The organism is uncultured Pseudomonas sp., from assembly GCF_913777995.1.
GTDB lineage: Bacteria > Pseudomonadota > Gammaproteobacteria > Pseudomonadales > Pseudomonadaceae > Aquipseudomonas.
In genome coordinates this window covers 113,069-130,956 of sequence record NZ_CAJYVE010000025.1, presented here as the reverse complement: position 1 = coordinate 130,956, position 17,888 = coordinate 113,069, and the positions used below count along the sequence as shown (strand labels likewise).

General features: G+C 64.3%; 12 protein-coding genes. 8 read left to right on the top strand and 4 right to left on the bottom strand.

Going from position 1 to position 17,888, the window contains the following annotated elements; all coding sequences use genetic code 11:
* Positions 1–363: 363 nt before the first annotated feature.
* The 3 genes from QZ497_RS11585 to QZ497_RS11575 form a co-directional block, all read right to left on the bottom strand.
* Complete coding sequence (locus tag QZ497_RS11585) at positions 364–1,764, bottom strand: VOC family protein (RefSeq protein WP_295474655.1); 1,401 nt, start codon at positions 1,762–1,764, stop codon at positions 364–366.
* A gap of 46 nt (positions 1,765–1,810) precedes the next feature.
* Positions 1,811–3,061 carry an aspartate aminotransferase family protein gene (locus tag QZ497_RS11580; protein ID WP_295474652.1) on the bottom strand — a complete coding sequence of 417 codons (1,251 nt, stop codon included), beginning with the start codon at positions 3,059–3,061 and terminating at the stop codon, positions 1,811–1,813.
* Between the two features lie 176 nt (positions 3,062–3,237).
* Entirely contained in the window at positions 3,238–4,137 is a 900-nt protein-coding gene (locus QZ497_RS11575) for a LysR substrate-binding domain-containing protein (RefSeq protein ID WP_295474649.1), read from the bottom strand.
* Positions 4,138–4,344: 207 nt separating this feature from the next.
* On the opposite strand from QZ497_RS11575, the gene QZ497_RS11570 reads away from it, so the two are divergent.
* From QZ497_RS11570 to QZ497_RS11545, 6 genes are all read left to right on the top strand, one after another.
* Entirely contained in the window at positions 4,345–5,838 is a 1,494-nt protein-coding gene (locus tag QZ497_RS11570) for an aldehyde dehydrogenase family protein (protein WP_295474646.1), read from the top strand.
* Between the two features lie 114 nt (positions 5,839–5,952).
* Entirely contained in the window at positions 5,953–7,245 is a 1,293-nt protein-coding gene (locus tag QZ497_RS11565) for an FAD-binding oxidoreductase (RefSeq protein WP_295474643.1), read from the top strand.
* A 160-nt stretch (positions 7,246–7,405) separates the two neighbouring features.
* Entirely contained in the window at positions 7,406–8,803 is a 1,398-nt protein-coding gene (locus QZ497_RS11560; RefSeq protein ID WP_295474641.1) for an amino acid permease, read from the top strand.
* An 813-nt stretch (positions 8,804–9,616) separates the two neighbouring features.
* The gene (locus tag QZ497_RS11555; RefSeq protein WP_295474639.1) at positions 9,617–10,714 is read left to right on the top strand and encodes a transaldolase family protein; all 1,098 of its coding nucleotides are present in this window, start codon (positions 9,617–9,619) and stop codon (positions 10,712–10,714) included.
* A gap of 113 nt (positions 10,715–10,827) precedes the next feature.
* Complete coding sequence (locus QZ497_RS11550) at positions 10,828–11,442, top strand: biliverdin-producing heme oxygenase (protein ID WP_295474636.1); 615 nt, start codon at positions 10,828–10,830, stop codon at positions 11,440–11,442.
* Positions 11,439–13,676: an ATP-binding protein gene (locus tag QZ497_RS11545; protein WP_295474633.1), complete on the top strand. Its 2,238-nt coding sequence runs from the start codon at positions 11,439–11,441 to the stop codon at positions 13,674–13,676. Before QZ497_RS11550 ends, QZ497_RS11545 begins: the two co-directional genes overlap by 4 nt.
* A gap of 97 nt (positions 13,677–13,773) precedes the next feature.
* On the opposite strand, the gene QZ497_RS11540 is transcribed toward QZ497_RS11545, so the two are convergent.
* A complete protein-coding gene (locus tag QZ497_RS11540; protein ID WP_295474631.1) occupies positions 13,774–15,261 on the bottom strand; it encodes an aldehyde dehydrogenase family protein in 1,488 nt (495 codons plus the stop codon).
* A gap of 297 nt (positions 15,262–15,558) precedes the next feature.
* Between QZ497_RS11540 and QZ497_RS11535 the strand changes: the two genes are divergently transcribed.
* Together QZ497_RS11535 and QZ497_RS11530 are read left to right on the top strand one after the other, a co-directional pair.
* A complete protein-coding gene (locus QZ497_RS11535) occupies positions 15,559–16,728 on the top strand; it encodes a p-hydroxyphenylacetate 3-hydroxylase oxygenase component (RefSeq protein ID WP_295474628.1) in 1,170 nt (389 codons plus the stop codon).
* Positions 16,729–16,819: 91 nt separating this feature from the next.
* Entirely contained in the window at positions 16,820–17,776 is a 957-nt protein-coding gene (locus tag QZ497_RS11530) for a p-hydroxyphenylacetate 3-hydroxylase reductase component (protein ID WP_295474624.1), read from the top strand.
* The last annotated feature ends 112 nt before the right edge of the window (positions 17,777–17,888 follow it).

Genomic DNA, 17,888 nt, shown 5'->3' with positions numbered 1-17,888 from the left:
GCAGGCCGAGTGGAGGTGTCATGGAAGGGGGTAAGCCGGCAGGGAAGCCGGCTTAGGCGCACTGGGCCAGGGACGGCCCATTGCGCCGGCCCCCTGGAATGGCGCCGGAAGGAGGGAAGTCTGCCCGTAGGGCAGACCCAAGCCAGGAGCAATGGCTTTTGGTTACTTTTGGCCGAAACCAAAAGTAACCCGCCGTAAAGGCGGAAAGGTGACTAAAGGGCATGATGCTGCGGCGGGTGTACCCGATCCAGATAGCCTGCCATTCGCGAGCAAGCTCCCACCGAGCCGCAAAGCGCTTAATCGAACTGTATTGGCTCCAGCCGGCCGCAGGGGCGTTCCTTGCGGCCTGTCGATGCGCCAGTCTCAAGCCAGCGCGGCCAGGCCCAGCCGGTTGGCGCAGTCCTGCAGCGAGCGGCGCTGGGTGTCGGCGTATAGCGCCAGTTCGTCGATGGTTTCGCGGCCCAGGGCCTGCTGGAACTGCTCGCGGTTGGAGTTGCCCTGATAGTGCGCCTGGGCGTCATCACCGAGGTTGGACTGGAAGATCCCGGCCGCGCTGACCGGCAGGAAGTCTTCGTACACCAGCGGTTCGAACGCGATATGCCCGGCCGCGATCAGCCCTTCGAGGTCCTTGGCCGGTTGGCCGGCGCTGCCCGCCGCGATGCCTTTGGCCGTAGGGAAATAACGGAAGTACGCCAGGTCCTGGCGCCGCATGCTGTCCAGGTCGTCGGGGAAGTCCTTGAAGGTCTTCTCCAGCAGCTCGGCGTAGCGCACCGAGTTGGCTTCGTTGGGGAACTCGCCCAGCTCGTCGCGGGCCACATTCAGCAACTGGTCGTACAGCGCCCGGCCACGCGGGGTGAGTGCCGCGCCGCGCTGCTCGATCTCGCCGAAGCGCGCCGAGTGACTGCCCGACTCGCTGACCCCCTGGCCAACGAAGGTGATCGGCTCCTGCAGGGCCTTGAAGCTGGTCTGACGCAGCAGGATCGGATGCTGGCGCCGCGGTGGGCCTTCGACCACCGCCTTGGGGGTGATGCCCTTGCGCGGCATGCCGCTCTGCACGGTGTCGATGTCCAGGGTGCGTGGCGTCAGGTGGTTGATGTGCGGCCCGCGGAAGGCCACCACATCGGCGATCAGGCGATGCTGGGCCAGCAGCTGCTGGTACTCGGCAAGGGACACGGTGGCGGTGCTGTGCCAGCGGAAGGTCTCCAGCGCCTGCTGGACGAATGCCTCTGCGTCGCTGGCATTCAGGCCGCCGTCGCGCTCGCTCTGTTCGATCAGTTCCAGCACCCGGGGGGTGAAGATCGAACGCTTGGCCAGTACCTGCTCGGCGAAGGCGCGCAGCTGGGCGTCGCCGATCAGTTCCAGGCGCAGCAGCGAGGTGAAGACCCGGAACGGGCTGACCTGCAGGGCATCTTCATGCACTGCGCGAAAGGCCGTCGAATGCACCGGCACCCCGGCCGGAGTCAGGTCGTAGTAGCCCACCGGCTGCATGCCCATCACGGCGAACAGCCGTGCCAGGGTCGCCAGTTCCGCAGGCGTGCCGACACGGATCGCGCCATGGCGCTCCATATCCAGGCGCTCGATCTCGCCGGTGCGTTGCAGGCTATCGGCCACCGCAGGCTGGTTGGCCAGCACGCCCTGGTTGGTCTCGGCGACCAGCTCCATCAGCGTGCCGTACAGCGGAACTTCCTGTTGGTACATCTGCGACATGGCGCGGGAAAAGCTGGCGCGTATCTCGTCGCGGCTGGCGAAGCGTGCAGTGCTCATCGCAATGGGGTCTCCGGACAATTTCCAGTCATCGGTTCACGGGTATTCAGTCGAGGGCGGCCAGGCATCGTTCGAAGATGTCCAGGCCTTCCTCCAGGATCTCGGGTTCGGTGGTCAGCGGTGGCAGCAGGCGGATGATGTGCCGTGACTTGCCACTGGGCATCAGCAGCAGGCCAGCGTCGCGGGCCAGGCCCAGCAGTTGCGCCAGTTGCGCGCTGCCCGGCGTGCCTTGCGGGGTCATCAGCTCGATGCCGCGCATGCAGCCAGTGCCGGTCAGACGCCCCAGGTAGGGCGAGACGCGGGCTTCCTGCCAACGGCGGTAGCGATTGACGATCGCCTGTTCCTGGCGCTGGCCCCAGAGCGCCAGGTTGTCGTCGCTCATCTGTTCCAGCGAGGCCAGGCCGGCGGCGCAGCCAATCGGGTTGCCGGAATAGGTGCCGCCCAGGCCGCCCTTGGGGAGGGTATCGAGCAGGGTCTTGCGACCGACCACCGCACCCAGCGGGATGCCGCCGGCGATGCTCTTGCCGAGCAGTATCAGGTCGGGCTCGATGCCCAGGCGGGTGAAGGCGAAGCGCTGGCCGGTGCGGCCGAAACCGGACTGGATCTCGTCGGCGATCAGCAGGATGCCATGCGCATCGCACAGCTTGCGCAGGGCCACGGCGAACTCCGGCTCCAGCGCCAGGAAGCCGCCTTCGCCCTGCACCGGCTCGATGATGAAACAGGCCACTTCATCGATATCGATTGCGACGCTGAACAACCGCTCGATGGCCTTGAGCCCCTGTTCGGTGGTCACCCCGGTGTCCTTGCTCGGATAAGGCACGTGGTACACCGCGCCGGGCAGTACGCCCACCTTCTGTTTATAGGGCGCGACCTTGCCATTGAGGCTGAGGGTCGCCAGGGTGCGTCCATGGAAGCCGCCGTCGAAGGCGATCACGGCCGTGCGGCCGGTCACGGCACGGACGATCTTCAGGGCGTTTTCCGCCGCTTCCGCGCCGCTGTTGGTGAGCATGCCGCTGAGCGGGTAGCTGACCGGTACGAAGGCTTCCAGGCGGTCCATGAAACGCAGGTACGGGTCGTGAGGAACGGCGTTGAAGGCGTAGTGCGTGAGCTTTTCCGCCTGGGCCTGGATGGCCTGTACCACCGCCGGGTTGCAATGACCCAGGTTGAGCACGCCGATGCCGCCCATGAAGTCGATGTAGCGCTTGCCCGAGGTATCCCAGACTTCGGCGTTCTTGCCGTGGGACAGGGTCAGCGGGTGGACCACCGAGATCGACTGGCTGATGTTCGCGCGGGTCATGGGCGACGCTCCGTGCGCAAGGCGCAGGGCAGGGGCGATGGAAGGGCGGCTGGTGAAGACATGGTTCATCCTGAGGTGGTGGACGTTTTGGCTATCTAAGCGAACAACCGGCGCCCGCCGCAAACGAAATAAACTCGCCGAGTCATTCCAATAATTCAGGATGTACCGAACGCCTTTCAGGCCACGGGGGTGCCCAGTCGTGCCTTGATCCAGTCCACGAACGCCTTGACCTTGGGCACCTGAGCGGCATGTTCGGCATGCGCCAGGAAGTGCGAGCCGTCGCTGGGCAGAGGATGATTCCAGGGAATCACCAGCTTGCCTTCGGCGAGTTCCTCGTTGACCAGGTAGCGCGGCACCAGGGCGATGCCGCAGCCGGCCTGGGCGGCGCGGATGCACATGTAGAAGGTGTCGAAGCGCGGACCGTGGTAGCTGTTCTGCGAGTGCAGGTCCTGTTGCAGGAACCACTCGTGCCAGGCCTCCGGGCGCGAGGTGCATTGCAGCAGGGTATGGCGGGTCAGCGCCGCGGCGCTCTCGAAGACGTGGCGGGTGAGGACCTCCGGTGCACAGACCGGCACCACCTCTTCCTTGAACAGCTCGATGCAGGTTGCACCCGGCCAGGTGCCCTGGCCGAAGAAGAACGCCACGTCGGCCTTGGCGCGCACCAGGTCGAAGGGTTCCAGTTCGCTGCGGATATCCAGGTGGATACCCGGATTGAGCGCACCGAAGCCCTTGAGGTTGGGGATCAGCCAGCGGTCGCCGAAGGTCGGCTGGGTCGCGATTTTCAGGACCTCGGTCTCGCCGCCATAGGTGAGGATGTAGCGGCTGGAAATGTCGACCTGGGTGAGGATCTTGTTCACCTCGGCCATGTACAGCTCACCGGCCGGGGTCAGGTGCAGGCGCCGGCGCACGCGCTGGAACAGCGGGTGGCAGAGCATTTCCTCGAGCTGCGCCACCTGCTTGCTGACCGCGCTCTGGGTCAGGTGCAGCTCCTGGGCGGCGCGGGTGAAGCTCAGATGCCGGGCCGCTGCCTCGAAGCATTGCAGGGCGGTGGTCGAGGGCATCAGGCGCTTGGACATCGTGGAGTTCCTGCAGAGGTCGAGAAAAAAACTACAGAGGTTATGCTGCTGCACGCCAGCGGTCGAGCGTGCGCTGTGAATGATCGACAACATTCCAAAAAGGAATCATGTTTTTCTAAATCGTCGTTTGTGACGCTGGACAATGTAGATCGATACTGACCGGCATCAATGATTCCCAACCGTCTCACAAGGCAGGAGAACATCACCGTGGTTGCCAAACTCTTGGAAAGTCTGGGCGTGGACAAGAATGCCTACACCGGCGGCGCGCACGCCGTCTACACCCCCATCGATGGCAGCCAGATCGCTTCCGTCAGCCTGGAAGGCAAGGCGCAGGTCACTGCCCGGGTGCAGAGCGCCCACGATGCTTTCCTCAAATGGCGCAGCGTGCCGGCACCGCGTCGCGGCGAACTGGTGCGGATCTTTGGTGAGGTGCTGCGTGAGCACAAGGCCGAGCTGGGCGAGCTAGTGTCCATCGAGGCCGGCAAGATCACCCAGGAAGGCCTGGGCGAAGTGCAGGAAATGATCGACATCTGCGACTTCGCCGTCGGCCTGTCGCGCCAGCTCTACGGTCTGACCATCGCCTCCGAGCGCCCCGGCCACCACATGCGTGAAACCTGGCACCCGCTGGGTGTGGTCGGGGTGATCAGCGCGTTCAACTTCCCGGTGGCGGTCTGGGCCTGGAACACCGCCCTGGCCCTGGTGGCCGGCAACGCCGTGCTCTGGAAGCCTTCGGAAAAGACCCCGCTGACCGCCCTGGCATCCCAGGCACTGCTGGACAAGGCGCTCAAGCGCTTCGGCAGCGACGCGCCTGAAGGCCTGGCGCAGCTGATCATCGGTGACCGTGAAGCAGGCGAAGTGCTGGTCGATGACCCGCGCGTACCGCTGGTCAGCGCCACCGGCAGCACCCGTATGGGCCGTGAAGTCGGCCCGCGTGTCGCCGCACGCTTCGGCCGTACCATCCTCGAGCTGGGCGGCAACAACGCCATGATCCTTGCCCCGAGCGCCGACCTCGACCTGGCCGTGCGTGGCATCCTGTTCAGCGCCGTGGGTACTGCCGGTCAACGCTGCACCACCCTGCGTCGCCTGATCGTGCATCGCTCGATCAAGGACGAGGTGGTGGCACGGGTCAAGGCCGCCTACGGCAAGGTACGCATCGGCGACCCTCGCGAAGGCAACCTGATCGGCCCGCTGATCGACAAGCAGGCGTTCACCGCCATGCAGGATGCCCTGACCAAGGCGCGCGACGAAGGTGGCCAGGTGTTCGGTGGCGAGCGTCAGCTGACCGATCGCTATCCCAACGCCTACTACGTTTCGCCGGCCATTGCCGAGATGCCTGCGCAGAGCGAGGTGGTACGCCACGAGACCTTTGCACCGATCCTCTACGTGCTGGCCTACGACGATTTCGAAGAAGCGCTGCGCCTGAACAACGAAGTGCCGCAGGGCCTGTCGTCGTGCATCTTCACCACCGACGTGCGTGAAGCCGAAGCCTTCCAGGGCGCGGCCGGCAGCGACTGCGGCATTGCCAACGTCAACATCGGCACCAGCGGTGCAGAAATCGGCGGCGCTTTCGGCGGGGAGAAGGAAACCGGTGGCGGGCGTGAGTCCGGCTCCGATGCCTGGAAAGCCTACATGCGCCGCCAGACCAACACCGTCAACTATTCCCGTGAACTGCCGCTGGCCCAGGGCATCGTGTTCGACTGAAGTGTTGCCAGGCCGGGCTCCTGACGGACCCCGGTCTTTTTTTTGTCTTCAGGGCGGGCGGCTGAAGCCGTTCGCTCTGGATTGCCGCCACGTTGATCGCTCTGGGGTTTTTCAATGGCGCAACTCAAACAGGGGTGTCTCTGGGAACAGCTGACCCCGCAACGCCCCGCGCATCCGCCGTTGACCGGCGAGCGCAGCGCTGATGTGTGCATCATCGGCGCCGGCTTTACCGGCCTGTCGGCCGCCTTGCGCCTGCTCGAAGGCGGCAAGTCGGTGGTAGTCGTAGAGGCGCACCAGGTCGGTCACGGCGGCTCGGGTCGCAATGTCGGCCTGGTCAATGCCGGCACCTGGGTCGCCCCGGACGAACTGGAGAAGGTGCTCGGCAGTGCCGAGGCCACGCGTCTGAACACCGCCCTGGGCGCCGCGCCGGCACTGGTGTTCGCCACCATCGACAAGTACGGCATCGACTGCCAGGACACCCGCACCGGCACCCTGCACATGGCGCATAACGCCAAGGGCCTGGCCGACCTGCGCAGCCGTGTCGAGCAATGGCAGCGGCGCGGTGCGCCGGTGGAGCTGCTGACCGGCAAGGCCTGTGAAGACGCCTGCGGTACCGACCGCATCGCCGGGGCCGTGCTGGACCACCGCGCTGGCACCGTCAATCCCATGGCTTATGTCTCCGGGCTGGCGCTCAATGTGGCGGCCAGGGGCGGGGAGCTGTATGGCGAGTCACCGGTCAGCGGACTGCGGCGCACCGCCGACGGCTGGCAGGTGAGCACCGCCGGTGGCAGCGTGCAGGCCGAGAAGGTCATCATCGCCTCCAATGCCTATACCGAAGGTGACTGGACCGAGGTTCAGCGCCACATATTCGCCGGTTATTACTACCAGGTCGCTTCCGTGCCACTGGAGGGCGCCGCCCAGGCCGAGATCCTCAAGGGCGGCCAGGGTTCCTGGGACACCCGCACGGTGCTGAGCAGCATCCGTCGTGATGCCCAGGGGCGCCTGGTGCTGGGCAGCCTGGGCAATGCCGGCAACTATCCGCTGTGGTTCATCCGCCAGTGGGCCGACCGCATTCAGCAGCATTACTTTCCGCAACTGGGCAACCAAGTGGAGTGGGAGTGCACCTGGACCGGGCGTATCGGCTTTACCCCGGACCACCTGCTGCGACTTCTGGAACCGGCTCCCGGCCTGTTGGCGGCCACCGGCTTCAATGGTCGCGGGGTGACCACCGGCACGCTGGTGGGCAAGTGTTTCGCCGACTACCTGCTCGGCGATAACGATCCCCAGGCCCTTCCGGTCTCCTTCTCGACCAGTCAGCCGGCGCCAGGCAACGCCTTGCGCAGCCTGGGCTACGAGGCGGGCTTCATGCTTTACCATGCCGGACAGTGCCTGCGCGTGGTGCTCTGACCCCAGGAGCGTGCGCGACCTGCTGCTCGGCAGGCCGCGCCTGAGCCAATGACCCGGCCCTGCCTCAGGGCCTGTACATCGCTTACCCGTATACGTGCCCCCATCGCGCGACGCGGCTTTCGGCTGCCTGCGGGGGTGACGTTCACCTTGAGGAAACACCATGGCTACACCACACAACAAGAACGAGCACCGCTCACTCAAGCACGGCCTGACCTCGCGCCAGGTGTCGATGATTTCGATTGCCGGGATCATTGGTGCCGGCCTGTTCATCGGTTCGTCCAATGCCATCGCCAAGGCCGGCCCGGCGATCCTGATCTCTTACCTGATCGCTGGCACCCTGGTGTTGCTGGTGATGCGCATGCTTGGCGAAATGGCCGTCGCCAACCCGGACAGCGGCTCGTTCTCCACTTATGCCGCCCGCGCCATCGGACCGCGTGCCGGTTTTACCATCGGCTGGCTGTACTGGTGGTTCTGGGTGCTGATCATCCCGGTCGAAGCCATCGCGGGTGCGGACATTCTGCATGCGTGGATGCCGGCCGTACCGTCCTGGCTGTTTGCCTTCCTGATCATGATCGTGCTGTCGGCCACCAACCTGGTCAGCGTGAAGAACTTCGGCGAATTCGAGTACTGGTTCGCGCTGGTCAAGGTGGTGGCGATTCTGGCGTTCATCGGTATCTGTTCGGCGGCTGTGCTCGGTATCTGGCCGCTGGCCGAGGTGTCCGGCGTGCAGCACCTGTGGCAGAGCGGCGGTTTCATGCCCAACGGCTTTGGCGCGGTGCTGGGCGGCGTGCTGGTGACCATCTTCTCGTTTTTCGGCGCCGAGATCGTCACCATCGCCGCCGATGAAACGGCCAACCCCAAGGACAAGATTCGCCGCGCCACCAATCTGGTGGTCTATCGCATTGCGATCTTCTACCTGTTCTCGATCTTCTTCATCGTCTCGCTGGTGGCCTGGAATGATCCGGCGCTGGTCAAGGTCGGGTCGTTCCAGCGCGTGCTCGAAGTGCTCAATGTGCCGGGTGCCAAACTGGCGGTGGATATCGTGGTGTTCGTCGCGGTTACCAGCTGCATGAATTCCGGGCTGTACACTGCCTCGCGCATGCTCTATTCCCTGGCAGCACGTGGCGAGGCGCCCGAGTCGGTGCGCCGGGTGTCCGGCAGCGGGGTACCGACGGTGGCGGTGGTGCTGTCGACCCTGGCGGGCTTCGTGGGCTGCTTCGTCAACTATGCCTTCCCTGGGCAGGTCTTCGGCTTCCTGCTGTCGACCACCGGCGCCATCGCCTTGCTGGTGTACCTGGTGATCGCCATTTCCCAACTGCGCATGCGCGCCATCATGGAGCGTGAAGGCACCGAGATCGCTTTCAAGATGTGGCTGTTCCCATGGCTGACCTGGTTCGTCATCGGCCTCATCACCCTGGTGCTGGGCTATATGCTGGTCAGCCCGAGCTACCGTTACGAAACCCTGCTGACCGCTGCGGTGACCGGTGCGATTCTGTTCATCGCCTTCCTGCGTCGCAAGCCGGCGGCCAACCACCACACTCGGGTCGAGAACGCCTGACAGCGCTGCCCGCATAATCTGTTACAGCCGGTTCGAGCGATCTGGCGAGGCTCTCGAGCAACGCGCTTTCGAACCGGCCCGATGCTCTGCGTAGGCATGCTGACTGGACATACAAGAGGGGCCCCTGGATTGGGTGGGCGCCCACACGATCGGGTGGCGGTAGACGGCCCTATGTTGCCCGCGCTTGCATGTTCTTCCCCCTTCGCCTCTTTGTGGACGCGTCGGTAATAACAAGGTCGGCGTACCTAGTCAGTGCTTGTATGATTATATGAGGGGCAAGCAAGTCTTTATTTGGGGGGCTCTTGATTGCGACATAACCCTCAAGTGAGGGTTATGTCGATGTTCGTTGGGTCGAAAGTGCTGCGGTGGCATTGTCTTCTTTGGCGCATTATCAAGTTCTGAATGTATCAGGTTGTTATATTCGTGCTTGCAGATTAGTATTTGACAGTGAGCCGACACTTGGACATTCTTGTCGTCAGACAACCTTTTCTGGACACCGAAAAACATAAGCCTCGGGCTTTTCAGGTGGAGTTCCTGCTCCACGTTGTGCTGACGGCCTGCTCGTTCATCATAAAAGGTCTGACGGTGTCTGTTATTCATGCCCGTATCCTGGATTATTCACTCGTAGCATATTGACTGCCTATTTAACCTGGGCTGTACGCACGGGCGCGCGGCCTCGATTACTTAACGCGTATTCATATAAAAAGGCATTTGTGCATGGAATCGCATGGCCTATGTACCAAGGCGCTTCGAGGCGCGACACACCCGACACTTTGGTGGGCCGGAACACCCGAGGGTTATCCGCTGTTCCGCATGCGCATGCTCGATAACTACCCAAGTTCGCAGGAATGCATCGAAACCCTGGCCCCCCTCGATAGCGCATCGGCTGAGGTGGGTATCGCAGGCGCCCTGACCAGCATTGCTTCCATCACCGCGAGTATCGTTGCCAACGCCCAGCACTGGTCCCGACGTGCACGCCAGTGGAACCGGCTGGTGAGTCCTGCGCCGGTTCACCGAACGCTGTATGAGGCGGCAGTACGCGAAGGGGCCGAAATGCTGTTCAAGGCCTGGCAGCGCAGCCACGCGCAGCAGGGCTGGATGGTGGTGGAAGTCGAACCGAGCGAGATGTACAGCCCGGCCGCCCTGTTCAGGCGTGCCAGGGAACTGTCCAACCTGATGCCCAACGTCATGACCAGCATTCCGCTCAGCGTCGCGGGGTGTGAAGTCATCGAGGAACTGGTTGCCACCGGGCATGCGGTCAACGCCAGCCTGTGCTTCAGTGTGGCGCAGTTGCAGGCGGCCCTGGAGGCTATCCGACGAGGTCGGCAAAGGGCCTTGGGCAATGGAGTGTGCCTGGCGTGGACCAGCCATCTGCTCAGTGCTGCGCCGGGAGACGTGCTGCGCCACCCGGAATGCGCCATCCAGGCCGAGCAGGCGGGGGTCAACCTGTCGGACACGGACCGTGCCTGGGCCAGTGTGGCAGTCTGCCAGGCTTTGCGTCAGGCGATGCGCAGCCATGAAGCCTCGGCCAGGCTGGTGGTCTCCGGCTTCGACGAATGCTGCCACACGGAGCGTTCCGGCTGCCGATTGATCATCGACGAGCACGACTCGACCACCCTGCACAGCGTAGGCGCCGAGCAGCTTGAACGTTTGATTGTCGGCGGCTGCGGGCGGCCTTCGGGGGCGCTGTCAGCTTGTGCACAGGTGCCTGAGGAAGTCTTGCAGCGCCTGCGGCGGGTGCGTGTTTTTCGCCAGCTCTGTGGTGCCGAACCGCTGGCCAGCGCCTGTTTCGCTCGACACCCGGTGTTTCTCCACAGTCTTGGTCAGAGTCTGCGCGCGCAAACTCAGTTGATGAGATTCGCCAGACAACTGCAGCCGCCCCTGTACGCGGATATACCTGCGGCTCGATAGCCTGCCGACATCGGGCATATAAAAAACTGTCGGCCATTTGGCATTGTCTGTATCGTGGCCCTTCATATCGCTGGGACGCGTTTCGCAGTCCAACTCCCTGAGAGCCTTACCGGATGTCGGCAACCCCCTCTTGCCTGGATTCACCCTCGGTCCTCGATGCCTTGAGGGCCCGTACGGGCCCCTTGCACACCAGGCTGGAGAAACGCATGCCGTTTTTTTCCAGCCGCCTCGACCTCCTTCTGTATCAGCGCCTGGTGCGTGCCTATTACGGCTTCTACGCCCCCCTCGAGGCCGCCCTGGCGAGCAGCGGGTGGGTTCCCGCCGGGCTGGATCTCGCCGAGCGCCGCAAGCTGCCGGCCTTGCTGCGTGACCTGCAGGCCCTCGGTGACGATGCCCAGGTGCGTGCGCAATTGCCGCTGTGTCAGAGCCTGCCGGTGATCGACAGCCAGGCCGCCTGCCTGGGTGTGCTATACGTTGTTGAGGGCGCGACACTGGGTGGCCAGGTGCTGCGCCGAGAAATGCACGCCCGCCTGGGGCTGGACGAGCACAACGGCGCCGCATTCCTCGATGTTTACGGTCGTGATACCGGACGGCACTGGAAGGCATTTCTCAACCTGCTGGCGGTGCAGCCTTTCGATCCGCTCTTCCAGCATGCCGCGGCGTTGGCGGCTGAATCCACGTTCAGCTGTTTCGAGCAGTGGCTCGAGCAACGGGAGGTCCTTTCTTGAGTCAGATCGACCGCGCCACCTTCAAACGGCTGCTGGCCAACTGCGCCAGCGAGCCGATTCAGTTTCCCGGCGCCATCCAGCCCCACGGTGTGCTGCTGACCCTCAGCGAACCGGGGCACGAGCTGCTGCAGGTCAGCGCCAATATCGAAACGCTGCTCGACCAGCGCCCAGAGCAGGTACTCGGCCAGCCGCTGGCCCGCTTGATCGGCGCCGACGCGGCGGCTGCGGTGGCCCAGGCCAGCCAGAGCGCCTCTCTGGGTGATGCGGCGCAGATCCTCATGACCCTCAACGGTGTGGCGTTCGAAGCCCTGCTGCATCGTCACGACGGCGTGCTGGTGCTGGAACTGGAACGCCAGGACACGCACCATCAGTCACTCAATGACAAGGGCCTGACTCACAACCTGGGGCGCATGTTGCGCACCTTGCAAGCGGCGCCGACCCTGCCGGCACTGTATGAAGCCTGCGTCCGCGAAATCCAGAAACTCACCGGCTACGACCGTGTACTGGTCTACCGTTTCGAAGAGGCCGGGCACGGTCAGGTGATCGCTGAAGCCTCTTCGCCGGACATGGAGCTCTACAACGGGCTGTTCTTCCCAGCGTCTGACATCCCCGAGCAGGCCCGCGAGCTGTATCGGCGCAACTGGTTGCGGATCATCCCCGATGCGTCCTATACCGCCGTGGACATGGTGCCGCAGTTGCGGCCCGACACCGGCCAGCCTCTGGACATGACGTTCGCCACGTTGCGCAGCGTGTCGCCGGTGCATTGCGAGTACATGCGCAACATGGGCGTGTTGTCGTCCATGAGCGTGTCGCTGCTCAAGGGCGACAGGCTGTGGGGGCTGATCACCTGCGGTCACCGCACCCCGCTGTATGTGCCCCATGAACTGCGCATCGCCTGCCAGACCCTGGGGCAGGTGCTGTCGCTGCAGATCAGCGCCATGGAGGCCCTTGAGGTCAGCCGTCAGCGCGATGCCAAGCTGCATACCCTGAGCCAGCTCAACCGGGGCATGATCGATGCCGAAGAGAATGTCTTCGACGGCCTGGCGGCCCAGCCCGAGCTGCTCATGCAGCTGGTCGACGCCACCGGCGTGGCGATCATCGAGGGCTCGCGCCTGCATTGCCATGGCAGCTGCCCGGAGCCGGCGCAGATCCGCGCCCTGCACGCCTGGCTGATGGCGCGCAACGAGCCGGTGTTCGCCAGTCATCATCTATCCAGCCTGTATGCCGCCGCAGAGGCCTACCAGAACGTCGCCAGCGGGGTGCTGGCAATGAGCTTGCCCAAGCCGGTGGACAACGGCGTGCTGTGGTTCCGCCAGGAGGTGAAGGAGAGCCTGGCGTGGAGCGGCAACCCGGAGAAGCCGCTGGACATGTGCGATTCCGAGGCCGGCATGCGCCTGCGTCCGCGCACTTCGTTCGAAATCTGGAAGGTGGAGATGACCGGCATCGCCACGCGCTGGAGCCATGGCGACGTATTCGCCGCCAATGACCTGCGTCGCTCGGCCCTGGAAGACGATCTGGCGCGCCAGGTACGCCGCGAGCAGCAGGCGGTGAGAGCGCGCGACGACCTGGTGGCGGTAGTGTCCCACGACCTGCGCAACCCGATGACGGTGATTTCCATGCTCTGCGGCATGATGCAGAAGTCGTTCAGCTCGGAGGGGCCGCACACGTCGCGGCGCATTTCGTCAGCCATCGACACCATGCAGCAGGCCGCCAGCCGCATGAACGTGCTGCTCGAAGACCTGCTCGACACTTCGAAGATCGAAGCCGGGCGCTACACCATTTCACCCAGGCCGCTGGAGGTCACGCAGATCTTCGAAGAGGCCTATACGCTGCTGGCACCGCTGGCGCTGGACAAGGCCATCGACCTGGTGTTTCTGCCGGGCCAGGCGCTGACGGTGAATGCCGACCCGGAGCGGCTGTTCCAGGTGTTGTCGAACCTGATCGGCAACGCCATCAAGTTCACCCCCAAACAGGGGCAGATCACCGTGACCGCACAAGCCCATGGTGACCATGTGCTGTTCAGCGTGCGCGATTGCGGCGAAGGCATTGCGCCCGACCAGCTGCCGTTCATCTTCGACCGTTACTGGACGTTGAAAGACAACAATCCCACCGGTACCGGCCTGGGGCTGTACATCTCGCAGGGCATCGTCAAGGCTCACGGCGGTGTGATCACCGCCGAAAGCGAAGTCGGGCAGGGCAGCGAGTTCCGTTTCACCATGCCCGTGGCGGTCTGACAGACCGGCCAGCGCTTGGCCTGGAGCGGCTTCAGCCGCCCAGCCCAATCCCGGCCGAAGCGGATCCCGGCTGGGAGCGCTTCAGCCGGTTGGGTGCTCAGTGACGAATCATCACCGACTTCAACTCGGTGTAGTCATCGATGAACGCCGAACCGAATTCCCGGCCGATTCCCGAGGCCTTGATACCGCCGAACGGCACCGCCGGGTCGAGCAGCGTGTGCATGTTCACCCATACCGTACCGGCCTCGATGCGCGGCACCATGCGCAGCGCCTTGCCCAGGTCGTTGGTCCACAGGCTGGCGCTCAGGCCGTAGGGCGTGCCATTCATCATCGCCAGCAGTTCTTCTTCGTCATCGTAGGGCAGGAAGGTGGCGATGGGGCCGAAGGTCTCTTCCTTGAGCAGCGTGTCGTCCAGCGAGCGGGCGAGGATCACCGTGGGCTCGACATAGAAGCCTTCGCGGTCGAGCAGCCGACCGCCATGCACGATGGTGCACTGCTCGGCCCGTGCCCGCTCGAAGAACTGCCCGAGCTTATGCTGATGAATGCGGTTGGTGACCGGGCCGAACTCGGTACCTTCGTCCAGCGGCGAGCCGATCTTCAGCGCGGCGAGGCGCTGGCTGAGTTTTTCCATCAGTTCATCGATGCGCTGGCGCGGGGCGAAGAAACGCTCGCCGGCGGCGCAGATCTGCCCCGAATGCAGAAAGCCCGCTTCGATGGCGCCAGCCACGGCTTTGTCGATGTCCACGTCAGGCAGAAAACCCACCGAGTTCTTGCCACCCAGCTCCAGGGTGGCGCGGGTCAGGTTGGCACCGAAGGCGGTCTTGCCCACCGCGATGCCGGTGGGCACCGAGCCGGTGAACGACACCTTGTCGGTGCCGGGGTGCTCGATCAGTGCCTGACCCACCTTGCCCAGGCCGGTGACCACGTTCAGCGCGCCGGCCGGCAGCCCCGCTTCGATGCCCAGTTCGGCGATGCGCAAAATGGTCAGCGGGGTGAATTCGCTGGGCTTGATGATCACGCTGCAGCCGGTGGTCAGCGCCGAGGCCAGCTTCCAGATGGCGATCATGGTCGAGAAATTCCACGGCACGATGCCGACCACCACGCCGATCGGTTGGCGCAACGTATAGGCGGTGTACTGCTCCCCGTTGAACGAAGGCAATGACGGGGTGATGGTCTGCCCGGTGATCTTGGTGGCCCAGCCAGCGAAGTAGCGCAGGAAGTGCGCGGCCTGGCCGACTTCGAAGGCCCGCGAGATCTGGATGATCTTGCCCGACTGCAGCGTCTCCAGCTGCGCGAGTTCCTCGGCGTGTTGCTCCAGCAGGTCGGCGAGTTTGTGCAACACGCTGCTGCGCAGCGCCGGAGCGGTCTGTGACCAGGCGGTGAAACCCTGGCGCGCGGAGGCCACCGCAGCGTCGATATCCGCCTCGCCCGCATCGCTGACACGGGCGATGACCTGCGCGTCGGCGGGGTTCACCACCTCGATGCGCTGGCTCGACTGGGCGCTGACGCTGCGCCCGTGGATGAACAGTCCGTGGTCGCGTTCGAGGAACGCGCGGACCTGGGGAAGCAATGGAATGTCGGACACGGGGATTACCTCAGGCAGGCGGAGAGCAAAATTGAAAAGGCACGCCAGCAGGGTACGTGCCGGCCTCCTGGCAAGCTTGACCGAGCCTGTCGCGGGCTTGTCCGTGGCTGCCAGATGCAGCGGCGTGTTGCGCGATGGGGGCTGTGAAAAGTGCAATCTTCCGCCCGGAAGGTGCATTTTCCAGGTTCGGGGTGGCGCCCATACTGGCCCCATCACCACTGGGCAGGGCCCGATGGACAAGGCCTGTGGCCGGTCCTGCCGGTGAAGAGTCCTTCCAATAATAAGCAGAGCCTGCTCATGAAAAAGCCCAACCCCTTGCTCGAAGACCTGCGCTCCGTCCTTCCGCAAATCGCCGCCAATGCGGCCAAGGCCGAACAGGCGCGCAGCGTACCTGCCGAGAACATTGCCTTGCTCAAACGCATCGGCCTGCACCGGGCCTTCCAGCCACGCCACTACGGCGGCCTGGAAATCTCCCTGCCGCAGTTCGGTGACTGCATTGCGCTGCTGGCCGGCGCTTGCGCCAGTACCGCCTGGGCCATGAGCCTGCTGTGCACCCACAGCCACCAATTGGCGATGTTTCCGGCGCGCCTGCAGGACGAGGTGTGGGGCGAGAACCCGGACGCCACTGCCAGCAGCAGCATCGCGCCGTTCGGGCGTACCGAGGAGGTCGACGGCGGCGTACTGTTCAGCGGTGAAATGGGCTGGAGCAGCGGCAGTGACCATGCCGAATGGGCCATCGTCGGCTTTCGTCGGCCGAATGCCGAAGGCGCTCAGGATTACTGCTTCGCCGTGCTGCCGCGCAGCGACTATCAGATTCGTGACGACTGGTATGCGGCAGGCATGAAGGGCAGCGGCACCAAGACGCTGGTCATCGACAAGGCCTTCGTACCTGAGCATCGCATCCAGAAAGCCAAGGACATGATGGAGGGCAAGTCTGCCGGTTTCGGTCTGTACCCGGACAGCAAGATCTTCTATGCGCCGTACCGGCCGTATTTCGCCAGTGGTTTCTCGACCATCAGCCTGGGGATCGCCGAGCGCATGCTGGAAGCCTTTCGCGAGAAGACCCAGAACCGTGTCCGCGCCTATACCGGCGCCAGTGTCGGCACCGCAACCCCGGCCTTGATGCGCCTGGCCGAGTCCACCCACCAGGTGGCTGCGGCCCGCGCGTTCCTGGAGAAGACCTGGCAGGAGCATGCCGAGCATGGCGAGCGGCACGAATACCCCTCGCGGCAGACCCTGGCCTTTTGGCGCACCAACCAGGGTTATGTGGTGAAGATGTGCATCCAGGCGGTGGACCGTCTGTTCGAGGCAGCGGGCGGCACCGCCTGGTTCGAAGCCAACGAAATGCAGCGGCTGTTCCGCGACGTGCACATGACCGGCGCCCATGCCTACACCGACTACGACGTCTGTGCGCAGATTCTCGGTCGTGAGCTGATGGGCCTGGAGCCCGATCCGAGCATGGTCTGAACGGCTCGGCCGCGCACCGCTTCGCGTTTGCTCTCGCTATCCACCATCCTTCTTTTCAGGGCAGCCCTGTGCGGTTGCCTGGGAGTCTTGCATGTCTGCATCCATCGCCCCTGCCGCTGCCGCCAGCACGTTCGATCCACGGGCCTTCCGCCGTGCCTTGGGCAACTTCGCCACCGGCGTCACGGTGATCACCGCCATCGATGCCGGCGGGCAGAAGGTCGGCGTCACGGCCAACAGTTTCAACTCGGTGTCCCTGGACCCGCCGCTGATCCTCTGGAGCCTGGACAAACGCTCCGGCAGCCATGAGGTCTTCGACCAGGCCAGCCATTTCGCCGTGAACGTCCTGGCAGCCGACCAGATCGACCTGTCGAACAACTTCGCCAAGCCCCGTGATGACCGTTTCGCCGGCATTGACCATGAGGCTGGCGTGGGCGGCTCGCCGCTGCTGCTGGACTGCGCGGCGCGCTTCGACTGCGAGAAATTCCAGCAGCTCGACGGCGGCGACCACTGGATCCTGATCGGCAAGGTGGTGGCCTTCGATGACTTCGGCCGTGCCCCGTTGCTGTACCACCAGGGCGCCTATTCGATGGTCCTGCCGCACACCCGCATGACCCGGCGTGAAGAAGGCCAGCCGCCGAGCAGCCACTTCCAGGGGCGTCTGCAGCACAACCTGTACTACCTGATGACCCAGGCACTGCGCGCCTACCAGGCTGGTTACCAGCCACGCCAGTTGTCTACCGGCCTGCGCACCAGCGAGGCGCGCATGCTGATGGTGCTGGAAAACGACGCCGGCCTGGGGCTGGTCGAGCTGCAACGCGAGGTGGCCATGCCGGCGCTGGAGATCGACGAGGCGGTGGCCAACCTGCGCCGCAAGGGACTGGTCTGTGATCGCGACGAGCGCGTGTGCCTGACGCCCAGGGGCGTGGAGGAAACCGAAGCCTTGTGGCGCATTGCACGCGAGCAGCAGGACAAGGTGTTCGGCGCCTTCAACGACGAGCAGATTGCAACCTTCAAGGCCGTTTTGCAGGCCGTCATCCGCGGCCGTTGAAACGTGGCGCCCCGAATCTGCGTGGCGGATGGGTGACGTTGGCAGAGGCATACAAGCCATCTGGCAGTCATGCACATGCAGCGTCGGCTGATCCGCGATCAGATCGGTATTG

Bases quoted from the DNA above. Each gene is read 5' to 3' on its own strand.
- QZ497_RS11585 (WP_295474655.1), bottom strand. From the start codon at position 1,764: ATGAGCACTGCACGCTTCGCCAGCCGCGACGAGATACGCGCCAGCTTT.
- QZ497_RS11580 (WP_295474652.1), bottom strand. From the start codon at position 3,061: ATGACCCGCGCGAACATCAGCCAGTCGATCTCGGTGGTCCACCCGCTG.
- QZ497_RS11575 (WP_295474649.1), bottom strand. From the start codon at position 4,137: ATGTCCAAGCGCCTGATGCCCTCGACCACCGCCCTGCAATGCTTCGAG.
- QZ497_RS11565 (WP_295474643.1), top strand. From the start codon at position 5,953: ATGGCGCAACTCAAACAGGGGTGTCTCTGGGAACAGCTGACCCCGCAA.
- QZ497_RS11560 (WP_295474641.1), top strand. From the start codon at position 7,406: ATGGCTACACCACACAACAAGAACGAGCACCGCTCACTCAAGCACGGC.
- QZ497_RS11555 (WP_295474639.1), top strand. From the start codon at position 9,617: ATGCGCATGCTCGATAACTACCCAAGTTCGCAGGAATGCATCGAAACC.
- QZ497_RS11550 (WP_295474636.1), top strand. From the start codon at position 10,828: ATGTCGGCAACCCCCTCTTGCCTGGATTCACCCTCGGTCCTCGATGCC.
- QZ497_RS11535 (WP_295474628.1), top strand. From the start codon at position 15,559: ATGAAAAAGCCCAACCCCTTGCTCGAAGACCTGCGCTCCGTCCTTCCG.
- QZ497_RS11530 (WP_295474624.1), top strand. From the start codon at position 16,820: ATGTCTGCATCCATCGCCCCTGCCGCTGCCGCCAGCACGTTCGATCCA.